A 13,189-nucleotide genomic window follows, 5' to 3' on the forward strand; every position below is an offset into this window, starting at 1 on the left:
TACCCATAGGGGTTATAACGAAAGGTGGCACAAATGAATGTTTCCAGTAAAACTGTGGTGCTGATAAATATATTTGCTGCTGTAGGACTTTTCAGTCTGATTTCCGCAAGGTTCGGCTGGTTTGCTTGATGTGATTCTTGTTGATTAATTGCAGCGTCCGCTGGCAGAGGGGGTCTTCTCTCTGCCATTAGTGCACGATCTTCCCACTCTCCCGCCGCCGGGTAAATTATCCTTAGTATGTAATGTCCCTAATCCTTCTGCGGCATTATATTGCCCGAATAACGGCTCGGCGTTGTGCCGGTATGTTGATGGAAGAACGCGATAAAAGCGCTGTCGCTGACAAACTCCAGATATTGCGCCACCTGGCTAATAGGGCATCCATCCGCCAGCATCTCCATGGCTTTTAGCAACCTGAATTGCTGCCGCCAGTTCTGATAATTCATCCCGGTATCCCGGGTAAATATTCGACCGATTGTTCTCTCACATGCCCCAACCCGTCGGGACAATTGATTCAGTCGCGGTGGGAGTTCGCCCATACGTAATCCCTCTAGCCACACGTTCAACCGCGGATCTGAGGGAAACTGCAACGTCCAGTTTTCACTGCGGGCGGCGCGTATTTCCTCACAAAAAACGGTGATGAGGCTGGCCTGCTGCGCGGCTGGCATATCCCATGGCCAGAAAGCCATACGTTCTATCACTTCAAAAAAGAGAGGGTTAACCTCGACTATCTGCAGCGGTAACTCAGATAATGGCAATGCGGTTGAAAAGTACAAAGAACGATAAGCCATCCCCCCTCGCATTATGGCGCGATGTACCGTCCCGGCCGGGATCCAAACCGCACGCCGTGGCGGTAACAGACACAGAGCCTGCTCCAGCTCGATCGTAATGCTCCCCGCAGCCGAAAAAAGTAGCTGATGACGAAGGTGGCTGTGCCGTCCTGAATCATGTAGCCCCATATCGGCGGCTATACCGATTACCGGTTTGTCAAAGCTATCCGCATCGAAAGCATCATCAGGCGCAATTTTCATTATCTGTCCGATATTTGATATTTAATGTCCTGATAATGGTAATGAGACACACCCCTTTCAGCAATAATGCCCGCCTGTTTTGTTTCTCTGGATATTGTATGAATACGCTTCGCCGCCCGCCGCTGTGGCTTCTTACGCTACTGATTATGTTCCCGCAACTGGTGGAAACCATCTACAGCCCGGCACTGCCAGGTATCGCCACTGCTTTTCACATCAGCAGTGAGCGTGCGGCTCAAACACTCTCCGTTTACTTTGCTGCCTTCGCCGTCGGTGTGGCGATGTGGGGTTGGCTGAGCGACTGCATCGGGCGACGTTGGGCTATGCTGGCAGGACTTATTTGTTATGGAACAGGCTGTGCCTTAGCCATTTTTGCCGCCGACTTCAGCGTTTTACTGCTGGCACGGATGGTCTCCGCCATCGGAGCGGCTGCCGGGTCAGTGGTGGTACAGACCATGCTAAGGGACAGTTATGAATCACCCGCGCTATCCCGCGTCTTTTCTGTGATGGGCGCCGCACTGGCATTGAGTCCGGTTTTCGGCCTGCTAAGCGGAGGTTGGCTGGCAAGCCTGTACGGTCATACTGGTGTATTTGTTGCCCTTATGCTGCTGGCGCTGCTACTGCTAATACTGACAGCAACCCTTTTGCCGGAAACAAGGCCGGAGAATACGGTCCGCCCACGGATGACGGTGCTCTTTCCCCGTATGGCGCGGGACGGTGAGCTGTGGAAAAATGCCATCCTGGTCGCGTTGTTAAATACCATGCTGTTTAGCTATTACAGCCTGGCACCGTTTCTTTTCGGGCAATTAGGATGGCGTTCCCGAGCCTTTGGCTGGACGGGGTTGTTGCTTGCGTTTGCTTCACTGTCGGGTAGCCTGCTGAACCGGAGGTTGCTAACGGCAGGTCTTACACCGGAACAACTGGTACGTTATGCCTGTGCGCTGGCAGCGTTGTCAGGTCTCGTCGCGTGGTGGCTACAGCACTGCGCGTGGATCCTGTTGCCGGTGTTCGGCGTGGTGTTAGCCTATGGGATCGCGATTCCTAATGTGCTGAGTCAGGCGCTGCGTCACTACCGTGAACAAGCCGGTGCTGCCGGTGCGTTGTTCGGGTTGAGCTATTACCTGTTACTGGGAATGATGCTGGGGTTGGCAGGCATGGTGCAACAGTTGGGGCTGGTTCTGAGCGTCTGTGCGCTACTCGCCTGGCTTTGCAGCTTACGCCGCTGATACCCGGACGGTACACCAGAAAGCACAAAGCCCCGACATTAAGCTGGGGCTTTGTTGTTTCAATTAGCCTGACCTCGCGGATATTTCCAACTTACCGCCGTCCGATGGCGACGAGGCCAGTGGCGCGAATAGTATAGACACACGTTTGCCAGTATTTAGCTATCCGTGCCCCCTTTACCGTTCGCGCTTAAGAAATTACTCATGCTTGATCATAACATGGCGAACAATCGTGTAATCCTCCAGTCCATAAACCGACATATCCTTGCCATAACCAGACTGTTTTTGCCCACCGTGCGGCATCTCGCTAACCAGCGTGAAGTGGGTATTGACCCAGGTGCAACCATACTGCAGGCGAGCGCTAAATCGATGCGCGCGTCCCACATCCCGGGTCCAGACGGAAGATGCCAGGCCGTATTTCGAATCGTTAGCCCACGCCAGCACCTGATCCTCATCCTCAAATACGGTTACGCTGACCACCGGGCCGAAAACTTCCCGCTGCACGATGGCATCATCCTGCTTTGCCCCGGCCAGCAGCGTCGGAGCAAAGTAGTAGCCTGCGCCATCCACTTTTTTACCACCGGTGATGACTTTGATATGCCCCAGCGCTTTGGCTTCATCGACCGCTTTCGTCACGCGATCGAGATGCGCCTGCGAGCTTACCGGTCCCAGCTCGGTCGATTCGTCATTCGGTGCGCCGATTTTCAGGCTTGCTACCGCAGCGCCAAGTTTCTCGACCAGCGCGTCATAAATGCCTTTCTGGGCATAAATTCGACAAGCCGCGGTACAATCTTGTCCAGCGTTGTAATAGCCAAAAGTTCGCACGCCGCTCACCACAGCATCCAGATCGGCATCATCAAAAATGATGACCGGAGCTTTGCCGCCCAGTTCCATATGCGTGCGCTTAATCGAAGGCGCGGTATGCTGGATAATGTGTTCACCGGTCGCAATGGAGCCTGTCAGAGAAACCATCCGGACTTTTTCATGACCGGTCAGCGGATCGCCTACCGTTTTGCCACGGCCAAATAGCACGTTGATAACGCCAGCCGGATAAATATCTTTGGCAAAATCAGCCAGCTTAAGCGCCGTCAGCGGGGTAATTTCTGACGGTTTAATCACCACACAGTTACCCGCCGCCAGTGCCGGCGCCAGCTTCCACGCCGCCATCATCAGCGGATAGTTCCACGGTGCAATAGAGGCCACCACGCCCAGCGGATCACGACGAATCATCGACGTATGCCCTTCCAGATACTCTCCGGCCGCCTGTCCTTGCAGGGTACGAGCCGCCCCGGCAAAGAAGCGGAAAACATCGACAATTGCCGGAATTTCATCGTTGAGGACGCAGTGCAACGGCTTACCACAATTGAGTGATTCCAGCTCTGCGAAGGTTTGCGCGTTATCGGCGATTGCGTCAGCCAGTTTCAGCAGCAGTTCTGAACGCACTTTTGGCGTGGTTTGCCCCCAGGCGGCAAACGCGCTGTCGGCTGCGCGTACCGCGGCATCAACCTGCGCGGCTGAGGCTTCGGCAATCTCCAGAATGAGTTCACCAGTGGCAGGGTTATAGACTGGCTGCTTTTCACCTTCACCGTTGACCAGCTCGCCATTAATCAGTAATTGATGTTGCATAGCAATTTCCCATATCGTCGTTTATTTACCGTTTCCAGCGAGAGTGTCGCCTTCACGCGTTAGCCACCAGGCCCCTAAAATTGGCAGTGTCGTCACCAGCATTACCAGCAATGCCACAACGTTGGTGACAGGCACATCTCGTGGTCGACCCAACTGATTGAGCAGCCACAAAGGAAGTGTTCTTTCATGTCCGGCGGTGAACGTTGTCACGATGATTTCATCAAACGACAAGGCAAACGCCAGCATCCCCCCCGCCAGCAGCGCCGATGCCAGGTTTGGCAGCACGACATAACGAAAGGTTTGCCAGCCATTGGCGCCAAGATCCATAGACGCTTCAACCAGACTCCATGAGGTACGGCGAAAACGCGCCACGACGTTGTTAAATACCACCACCACGCAAAACGTCGCATGGCCCACGACGATCGTAAGAAAACCGGGTTCCAGGTTGATGGTTTTAAACGCCGTCAACAGCGCCAGGCCGGTAATAATCCCCGGCAGCGCGATCGGCAACAGCAGCAACAGCGATATTGCGCTTTTACCAAAAAAGTCCCTGCGCCACAGTGCTGCAGCGGCCAGCGTCCCCAGAACGAGGGCGATAGCTGTCGACAACGCAGCGATTTTAAGTGACAACGTCACCGATTCCAGAATATCGCCACGCTGCGCTGCAACGCTAAACCACTTCAGCGTTAACCCCTGCGGTGGAAAACTAAAAGCAGCCTCCTCAGTATTAAAAGCATAGGTGGCGATGATGAGGATGGGAAAGTGCAGGAAAATAACCCCACCCCATGCCGCCAGTTTGAGTAACCAGGGTGCGCGTTCAGAGTGCATCAAAAGCTCCCAGACGCTTCACGAACGCCAGATACAGTGCGATTAATACAATCGGCACCAGAGTAAATGCCGCCGCCATCGGCATATTGCCAATCGCCCCTTGCTGCGAATACACCATGTTGCCGATGAAATAGCCCGGCGGCCCCACCAGTTGCGGCACGATAAAATCGCCCAACGTCAGGGAGAAGGTAAAAATCGAGCCTGCCGCAATACCGGGTATCGCCAGTGGGAGGACCACATAGCGGAAAGTTTGACGCGGACGTGCGCCTAAATCAGCGGAGGCCTGTAATAGCGACGGCGGGAGTCTCTCCAGCGCGGCTTGTACCGGCAGGATCATAAACGGCAGCCAGATGTAGACGAACACCAGAAAGCGCCCTAACCCTGAAGTCGACAGCGTATTGCCGCCGACGGCAGGCAGCGTCAGAAACGAGAGCAGCAGCGGCTCCAGCCCCAGATGGGTTAAAAACCATTGCGCCACCCCGTCTTTAGCCAACAGTAACGTCCATGCGTAGGCTTTAACGATGTAGCTGGCCCACATCGGCAACATCACCGCAATGTAAAAAAAGGCTTTCATTTTGCCGCTGGTATAGCGCGCCATATACCACGCCATCGGAAACGCCAGAATCGCGCTGGCAATGGTGACCGCCACCGCCATCGTCAGGGTACGCAAAATGATGTCGTAGTTGGCCGGATTAAACAGCGCCTGCAAATTCGCCAGCGTCAGGTCCGGCGTGACCGACATGGTGAAATCGTCGAAGGTATAAAAACCTTGCCACAACAGCGTCAGCAATGAGCCGAAGTAGACAATGCCAAACCACATCAGCGGTCCGAGGAGCAGCAAAAACAGCCCCAGCCCCGGATTACGCCAGAAGAAACCTGAAATCCGGTTCAGACCTGTCGACTGTGGAGGCGAATGTAAGACATTCATAGCCATTCACCTCTCCTCAACCAGCGGTACCATCACGTCGCGTGACCACGACGCCATCACCTGCTGACCTGGCGACAACGTTGAGGGCAGCATTTCGCCCGTCAGATTCGCCTGGCTAACCAGCAACTTTTCACCACCGGCCAGTTTCAGTTCAAATCGTGTCGCCGCGCCCTGGTACTGCACCGCCTGGATAACTCCCGTAGCCTGGACTTCTCCCCCGGCATCATTCAAACGAATATGTTCCGGGCGCAGGGAGAACATCCCCTGTAACCCGCAAACGTTCGCTGACATCGTGGCATCAAAGACATTGGACGTCCCGACGAAACTTGCCACAAACGGTGTCCGCGGACGCATGTACAGTTCGCGCGGAGAATCCACCTGTTCGATGCGACCGTTATTAAACACCGCCACACGATCGGACATCGACAGGGCTTCCCCCTGATCGTGAGTGACAAAAATGAAGGTGATACCAAGAGATTGCTGTAATTTTTTCAGCTCCAACTGCATCTGTTCACGCAGCTTGAGATCCAATGCCCCGAGCGGTTCATCCAACAGCAGGACGCGCGGCTCATTGACCAGCGCCCGGGCAATCGCCACGCGCTGCCGCTGACCACCGGAAAGTTGCGACGGTTTGCGTTCATAAACAAAACCGAGCGCAACTTTATCCAGCGCCTCTCGCGCTTTGGCGTGGCGCTGTTTTTTATCAATGCCTTTGACCATCAGCCCGTAGGCGACGTTGTCGAGAATCGACATATGCGGGAACAACGCGTAATCCTGAAATACCGTATTGACGTCCCGTTCCCAGGGCGGCAATTCGCTGGCCTGCTTACCAAAAATGGTGATTGCGCCGCCTGACAGCTGCTCAAACCCTGCAATCAGGCGCAGACAGGTGGTCTTGCCGGAGCCGGATGGCCCCAGCATAGAGAAAAACTCACCGTCATTAATCGCAATACTTACGCCATCAACTGCACGAACATCCCCGTACAGACGCGAGACGTTATGAAACTCCACTGCGTACGTCATAAAACCCCCAGCGGAATTAACGACCGCCCATAATGGCGATGTAATCCTGCGTCCAGCGACTGTAAGGAACGAATTTGCCACCTTCTGCGATCGGCGTTTTCCAGAAGGCAATTTTGTCAAAGTAACTATAGCCGTTGGTTTCACAGCCCTTTTCACCCAGCAGCGGGCTGGCTTTACAGCCTTCAGGCACTACTGGCAGAGAACCAAACCAGGCCGCAACGTCGCCTTGAACTTTCGGGGTTAATGACCAGTTCATCCATTTGTAAGCACATACCGGGTGTTTCGCTTCGCTGTGCAGCATGGTGGTATCAGCCCATCCGGTAACCCCTTCTTTTGGGAAAACCGTGGCAATAGGTTGGCCTTCCCCTTTCAGAGCGTTAGCCTGATAAGGCCATGCGCTTGACGCCACCACACCTTCGTTTTTAAAGTCGCTCATTTGCACGGTGGTATCATGCCAATAGCGATGGATTAGCGCGTGCTGATCGCTAAGAACTTTGATAACCGCCTGATACTGCTGTTCGGTGAGCTGATAGGGATCGGTAATGCCCAGCTGCGGCTGAGTTGCTTTAACGAATAACGCGGCATCGGCAATATAGATCGGCCCATCGTAGGCCTGAACGCGCCCTTTATTGCTTTTCCCGTCCGCAAGTTTTTGTTCAACAAACACCACGCTCCAGCTATCTGGCGGCGTTGGGAAGATTTTTGTGTTATACATCAGCAGGTTTGGTCCCCACTGGTACGGCGTGCCGTAAACTTTTCCGCCAACGTTGAACCACTCGCCTTTTACCACGCGTGGATCGATGCTTTTCCAGTTTGGGATCAGCGCGGTATTAATCGGCTGAACGCGTTTACCCATAATCAGACGCAATGAGGCGTCACCGGAAGCGGTAACCAGGTCGTAGCCGCCTTTTGCCATCAGGCTGACCATCTCATCAGATGTGGCCGCCGTTTTGACATTGACCGCGCAGCCAGTATCTTTCTCAAACTGCGAGACCCAATCATATTGTTTATCGGTCTGTCCACGTTCGATGTAGCCCGGCCAGGCAATAATATCCAGACGGCCTTCCGGTTTATCTAATGATGTCGGGGGTTCGGCTGCCTGTGCAGTCATCAGCGTCATACTGAGTGCGCACAGGCTACTGAGGGCAAGCTGCTTGCTCATAACGTCTTACTCCTGTCTAAAAAATATTGAGCGGCAGCCTTGCCGTAAATATATGTCCTTTCCTAAAAATAGTCGGGGTGTGGTAAGCGTTCCTGTTGGCGCAAGGAAATTTAATCAGGTTGTGAGCTAACGCTCATTACGCTACTGACGCTGACCGGGGATTTTTATCTTCTGGAGTATAGACAAGGAGTTAGATGCAATGGCGGCAATAGTAATAACTATTGATTTTTTGTATGGTAGCGCCCGATATAAATAACATCAGGGCGAGGTATCCTCTATTTCTGAAATATGAACGCGCCATTCTTTTATATTAAATAGCGCGTTATGTTTTATTTCATCATCTCGCGAATTAATTTTCCCAACTGTTTTACAGCCTGTTCCTCACGTTCCCCCCAGTGCCATGCGGTATTAAAACGGAAGAAACGAGTCCAGCTCCCCGAGGTCGAGAACATTTTTCCCGGCGCAATGCTGATATGGTGCGCCAGCGCCTGGGTACTGAGCACGCCTGCATCAAGCGGCTCTGGCAGTTCCAGCCACAGGAAATAGCCGCTGTCGTTGTGGTGAATTTTGACTTCCGCCGGAAGATGACGCAGCAGCGTTTGCCAGGCTTGCTGTTTGCGCTCCGCCAGCTGTCGGCGTAAGCGACGCAGATGTGCGTCATAGCGCCGGGTTGACAGGTAATCCACCAGTGCAAGCTGCATGGGGGAACTGGTGGATAAGGTGCTCATTAGCTGGAGTCGCTGAATACGCCGGGCATGCTTCCCGGCCGCTACCCAGCCAACGCGAAATCCGGGCACCAGGCACTTCGAGAAAGACGAACAATGCAAAACGCTGTCGGCGCGATCCCAGGCTTTGGCGGGCAGTGGTTTTTCACGGCCAAAATACAGCTCGCTGTAGACATCATCCTCTATCAGCATTACATGGTATTTCTCCAGCAATGCGACCAGATGCGCCTTCTTCTCTGGGTTGAGCGTAAAACCAAGCGGATTTTGGCTATTGGTCATCAGCCAGCAGGCTTTGACCGGATACTCCTGCAACGCCTGCTCCAGCGCGGTAAGATCGATCCCCTCTTTTACGTCGGTGGCGATCGAAAGCGCCTTCAGGCGTAATCGTTCAAGGGCCTGCAACGCCCCGTAAAAACAGGGGTTTTCGATAATCACCCAGTCCCCCGGTTCAGTAACTGCCTGCAGGCTCAGGTTGAGGGCTTCCAGCGCACCGGTAGTGATGACTATTTCATCAGGTGAAATGGTCATCCCCTGTTGAGCATAGCGACGGGCAATGGCATGGCGCAGTTCAGCATTTCCCGGCGGCAGGTTTTCGATCACGCTCATGGCGGTGGCGGTTTTACTCACCTGCGCCAGCGAGCGGTTCAACTGCTGGAGGGGAAACAGACGCGGATCGGGGAATGCAGAGGCAAATGGCATCACTGACGCATCCCGGCTGGCCTGCAACATATCAAAAATATAGGTGTTGATATCCACCGCTTCATCGCGCATGACCTGCGCCTGCGGCGTGGCCAGTTCACGTTCAGGGCGCGCAGCAACGTAGTAACCCGACTGTGGTCGGGCGATAATTCGCCCCTGACTCTCCAGCAACTGGTAGGCGTGTCCGACGGTCATAAAACTCATGCCGCTGCTGACCACCTGTTCACGCAATGATGGCAAGCGATCGCCGGGCTGCCATACGCCAGACGCAATTTGATCGCGAATTTGCTCAGCCAGTCGCTGGTATTTTTTCATTTTTTGTCCTGATTACCGGTGTCGGGGACAACCACTGTATATATCAGTTTACATAATCAAGGTATTTTATATAACTGTTATAGTTAACAGTTTTACAACATCGCTAATGACAGTTCTTTGCCTAAGGCGCGGGCAGCTATCTGCACAGCATCAATTTTTGTCGCGTGCTTTAAATCGAATAAGCGAGTGATTTCCTGCTTAGGTCTGCCGATCCTGTTTGCCAGTTCCTGCTGGGTAATATTCGATTCAAGGAAGGCATTTAACAACAGAACTTTAGACGCAACGCTCAGTGGTATTTCCACATAGTCAGCGCCAGCGACAACCGCCGAAGGCAAAGGAATCGGTTCGTTATCGTCGAAATAGAATTCAAAAGCGGTGACCAATGCGGCTTGCGCAGCCTGCAAAGCATCATGACGGGTTTCTCCCTGAGTTAATGCTTCAGGAATATCCGGAAAAGACACCACAAACCCACCTTCCACGGCGGGTACTAGATTAACGGGATAACGCATGATTTTCTCAAAATTTCTCATATAATCAGCCTTATATTGATGATGATTACTGTAAGCCTAGCTGCTTTTGGATCGCTTTTCGCAGAGCCTCTTTTATCTCATCACCAGGATGCCTGGGCATAACGCTACGCCTTCCCTGATACCTCAACTTCAGATGATTTGAGCCGTTTGTAACTTCAACTCCCTGAGATTCAAGCCAGCGTCTGAACTCACTTTGCTTCACTGCGCCTCCCTGTCGTCTATTATACACACAAAGTAAACATTTATGATTACTCTTTAATTACCTTGCTAGTAATATCGCAAAATTACTAGCGTGGGGAGGACGCTATTCAATAACGGGAACCCAGCTTCCAGATTTCATATCAGCCGGGCCAATCTATAACAGCGCGACAACTGTTATGGTTAAAAAGAACTGTTCTGTTTCTGCCTTCGAGTGGTTCGCAGCCTTAGAATTGCGCTAAATCAATTTTGCCTGCGGAGTTAAGCATGTTCGGTCTTGACGCGTTTCACCTGGCAAGGATCCAGTTCGCGTTTACGGTATCCTTTCACATCATCTTTCCGGCCATTACCATTGGCCTCGCCAGTTATCTGGCGGTGCTCGAAGGGTTATGGCTAAAAACGAAAAATCCCGTCTGGCGCTCGCTATACCATTTCTGGTCGAAAATATTCGCCGTAAACTTTGGGATGGGCGTAGTTTCCGGGCTGGTGATGGCCTATCAGTTCGGCACCAACTGGAGCGGTTTTTCCGAGTTCGCCGGTAGCATCACCGGGCCGCTTCTGACCTATGAAGTGCTCACCGCCTTCTTCCTTGAAGCAGGTTTCCTCGGGGTAATGCTGTTTGGCTGGAACCGGGTTGGCCCGGGGCTTCACTTCTTCGCGACCTGTATGGTTGCGCTGGGTACTATTATTTCTACCTTCTGGATCCTCGCCTCCAACAGTTGGATGCAAACGCCGCAGGGTTACGAAATAGTTAACGGCCAGGTCGTTCCCGTCGACTGGTTCGCCGTTATTTTCAATCCTTCATTCCCTTATCGTTTGCTGCATATGTCCGTTGCCGCTTTCCTGAGCAGCGCGCTGTTTGTCGCAGCGTCGGGCGCATGGCATTTATTGCGCGGGAATAACACTCCGGCTATTCGCGCCATGTTCTCAATGGCGCTATGGATGACGTTAATCGTCGCCCCGCTGCAGGCTTTGATTGGCGATATGCACGGTTTGAATACCCTGAAGCATCAGCCTGCAAAAATTGCCGCGATTGAAGGACACTGGGAAAATCGCCCCGGTGAACCGACTCCTCTACTGCTGTTCGGATGGCCGGATATGGAGCAGGAGCGCACCCGCTATGGGCTGGAAATCCCGGCGCTGGGTAGTCTGATCCTGACGCATAGTCTGGATAAGCAGGTTCCGGCCCTTAAAGAGTTTCCTAAAGAAGACAGGCCCAACTCTACCATGGTGTTCTGGTCGTTTCGCATAATGGCCGGACTGGGCATGCTGATGATCCTGTTGGGCGCATTTGCTCTGTGGCTGCGCTATAAGCAACGTTTATACACCTCGCGCCCTTTCCTGCGCTTTGCCTTGTGGATGGGTCCCTCCGGTCTGATTGCCATCCTTGCTGGCTGGGTGACTACTGAAGTTGGCCGTCAGCCGTGGGTGGTTTACGGGTTGCAACGTACGGAGGATGCGGTTTCCGCCCATGGCGATTTACATATGAGCATCAGCCTGCTGTCCTTCTTTGTGGTGTACAGCTCGGTGTTTGGCGTGGGTTACAGCTACATGATCCGCCTGATCCGCAAAGGGCCGCAGGAAGATGACCCGACCGTTCCGCCCACCGGCACGCCTGCCCGGCCGCTTTCTGCTGCCGTCCTCGACTCTCAACCGGAGGCACACCGCTAATGGGTATCGATTTATCAGTTATCTGGTTTGTAATTATCGTGTTCGCCACGTTGATGTATATCGTGATGGACGGTTTTGATCTTGGGATCGGTATCTTATTCCCGGCGATTCAGGACTCTGATGACCGTGATGTGATGGTCAACAGCGTCGCCCCGGTATGGGACGGCAATGAAACCTGGCTGGTGCTGGGCGGAGCTGGATTATTCGGCGCTTTCCCCCTGGCCTATGCGGTGATTGTCGATGCGCTGACGATCCCGCTGACACTGATGCTAATCGGCCTGATTTTTCGCGGCGTCGCCTTCGAGTTTCGTTTTAAAGCCACGCCGGCGCATCGACCATTCTGGGATAAAGCTTTTCTCGGCGGTTCAATCCTCGCGACATTCACCCAGGGTGTCGTGGTGGGTGCCGTACTCAATGGATTTTCCGTCACCGGACGCAGCTACAGCGGCGGTCCTTTCGACTGGCTGACCCCGTTTACGCTGTTCTGCGGCGTTGGCCTGGTTGTAGCCTACGCTCTGCTGGGAGCGACGTGGCTGGTGATGAAAAGCGAAAATCCGTTGCAGGAAAAAATGCGCCGTGTGGCAAAAAAACTGCTTCTGGCGATGTTGGTTGTCATTGCCATTATCAGCCTGTGGACGCCGCTGGCGCACAGTGCGATTGCCGAGCGTTGGTTTAGCCTGCCCAACCTGTGGTTCCTGATGCCGGTTCCGCTGCTGGTTGCGCTTATCAGCATCTGGCTGTGGCGTTCACTGGGGCAGCATCACTGCCATACGCTGCCTTTTGCATTGACGCTGGGGTTGATTTTTCTTGGGTTCAGCGGGCTGGGGATCAGTATCTGGCCACATATCATTCCGCCGTCCATTACGCTCTGGCAGGCGGCGGCTCCGGCGCAAAGTCAGGGCTTTATGTTGGTTGGCGCACTGCTGATTATCCCGATAATCCTGGTGTACACCTTCTGGAGTTACTACGTTTTTCGCGGCAAAGTTCAACATGGTGAGGGGTATCATTGATGCAACAAACAATCTGGAAACGCCTGATGTGGCTGGTGATCCTCTGGGGCGGCAGCGTGCTGGCTCTCGCCGCCGTTGGTATGTTCTTTCGTCTCCTGATGACGGCCGCCGGATTTAAGTCCTGAATCTCTCCCTGATAACAACCGGGCAGCGTCGCGCTACCCGGTTGTGACAAATCCCAACGTTGGCTAAACAAAAATGTAAAAAACATCGAAATGACAAAACA

General features: G+C 53.4%; 14 protein-coding genes. 5 read left to right on the plus strand and 9 right to left on the minus strand.

Annotated features, from left to right (window positions below):
• Window positions 1-33: 33 nt before the first annotated feature.
• Window positions 34-129: a stress response membrane protein YncL gene (gene yncL / locus OGW16_RS24965; RefSeq protein WP_071524268.1), complete on the plus strand. Its 96-nt coding sequence runs from the start codon at window positions 34-36 to the stop codon at window positions 127-129.
• Between the two features lie 119 nt (window positions 130-248).
• Here yncL and OGW16_RS24970 read toward each other — a convergent pair whose 3' ends face one another.
• On the minus strand, window positions 249-1,028 hold the full coding sequence (locus tag OGW16_RS24970; protein WP_043016263.1) for an AraC family transcriptional regulator: 780 nt from the start codon (window positions 1,026-1,028) through the stop codon (window positions 249-251).
• A gap of 98 nt (window positions 1,029-1,126) precedes the next feature.
• Here OGW16_RS24970 and OGW16_RS24975 point away from each other — a divergent pair, with 98 nt between their 5' ends.
• Entirely contained in the window at window positions 1,127-2,251 is a 1,125-nt protein-coding gene (locus OGW16_RS24975; protein WP_286519215.1) for a multidrug effflux MFS transporter, read from the plus strand.
• A gap of 195 nt (window positions 2,252-2,446) precedes the next feature.
• Here the strand turns inward: OGW16_RS24975 and patD are convergent, their stop codons facing one another.
• The 8 genes from patD to OGW16_RS25015 all read right to left on the minus strand — a co-directional run bounded on the left by patD (window position 2,447) and on the right by OGW16_RS25015 (window position 10,286).
• Window positions 2,447-3,874 (minus strand): aminobutyraldehyde dehydrogenase, encoded by a 1,428-nt coding sequence (gene patD, locus OGW16_RS24980; RefSeq protein ID WP_043016261.1) that lies wholly within the window; start codon window positions 3,872-3,874, stop codon window positions 2,447-2,449.
• Between the two features lie 21 nt (window positions 3,875-3,895).
• A complete protein-coding gene (locus tag OGW16_RS24985) occupies window positions 3,896-4,702 on the minus strand; it encodes an ABC transporter permease (protein WP_043016260.1) in 807 nt (268 codons plus the stop codon).
• Window positions 4,692-5,636: an ABC transporter permease gene (locus tag OGW16_RS24990; protein WP_043016259.1), complete on the minus strand. Its 945-nt coding sequence runs from the start codon at window positions 5,634-5,636 to the stop codon at window positions 4,692-4,694. The genes OGW16_RS24985 and OGW16_RS24990 overlap by 11 nt, the downstream gene beginning before the upstream one ends.
• Window positions 5,637-6,653: an ABC transporter ATP-binding protein gene (locus OGW16_RS24995; protein WP_003833135.1), complete on the minus strand. Its 1,017-nt coding sequence runs from the start codon at window positions 6,651-6,653 to the stop codon at window positions 5,637-5,639.
• A gap of 16 nt (window positions 6,654-6,669) precedes the next feature.
• Window positions 6,670-7,815, minus strand: coding sequence for a putative ABC transporter substrate-binding protein YdcS (gene ydcS, locus OGW16_RS25000; protein ID WP_080625212.1), 1,146 nt, complete (start codon window positions 7,813-7,815; stop codon window positions 6,670-6,672).
• A 329-nt stretch (window positions 7,816-8,144) separates the two neighbouring features.
• Window positions 8,145-9,554 (minus strand): aminotransferase-like domain-containing protein, encoded by a 1,410-nt coding sequence (locus tag OGW16_RS25005; RefSeq protein WP_286519220.1) that lies wholly within the window; start codon window positions 9,552-9,554, stop codon window positions 8,145-8,147.
• A gap of 92 nt (window positions 9,555-9,646) precedes the next feature.
• Window positions 9,647-10,063, minus strand: a complete 417-nt coding sequence (locus OGW16_RS25010) for a type II toxin-antitoxin system HicB family antitoxin (protein ID WP_123915356.1) — start codon at window positions 10,061-10,063, stop codon at window positions 9,647-9,649.
• Between the two features lie 46 nt (window positions 10,064-10,109).
• Window positions 10,110-10,286 (minus strand): type II toxin-antitoxin system HicA family toxin, encoded by a 177-nt coding sequence (locus OGW16_RS25015; protein WP_047411120.1) that lies wholly within the window; start codon window positions 10,284-10,286, stop codon window positions 10,110-10,112.
• A 263-nt stretch (window positions 10,287-10,549) separates the two neighbouring features.
• On the opposite strand from OGW16_RS25015, the gene OGW16_RS25020 reads away from it, so the two are divergent.
• From OGW16_RS25020 to OGW16_RS25030, 3 genes are read left to right on the plus strand one after another with little or no spacing between them, the layout of a single operon-like run.
• Window positions 10,550-11,953: a cytochrome ubiquinol oxidase subunit I gene (locus OGW16_RS25020; RefSeq protein WP_199994722.1), complete on the plus strand. Its 1,404-nt coding sequence runs from the start codon at window positions 10,550-10,552 to the stop codon at window positions 11,951-11,953.
• Window positions 11,953-12,963, plus strand: a complete 1,011-nt coding sequence (gene cydB / locus OGW16_RS25025) for a cytochrome d ubiquinol oxidase subunit II (protein WP_043016252.1) — start codon at window positions 11,953-11,955, stop codon at window positions 12,961-12,963. Before OGW16_RS25020 ends, cydB begins: the two co-directional genes overlap by 1 nt.
• Complete coding sequence (locus OGW16_RS25030) at window positions 12,963-13,088, plus strand: DUF2474 domain-containing protein (protein ID WP_003020230.1); 126 nt, start codon at window positions 12,963-12,965, stop codon at window positions 13,086-13,088. Before cydB ends, OGW16_RS25030 begins: the two co-directional genes overlap by 1 nt.
• The last annotated feature ends 101 nt before the right edge of the window (window positions 13,089-13,189 follow it).

The sequence above is a fragment of the Citrobacter sp. Ce104 genome (assembly GCF_030334595.1).
Lineage (GTDB): Bacteria > Pseudomonadota > Gammaproteobacteria > Enterobacterales > Enterobacteriaceae > Citrobacter > Citrobacter europaeus.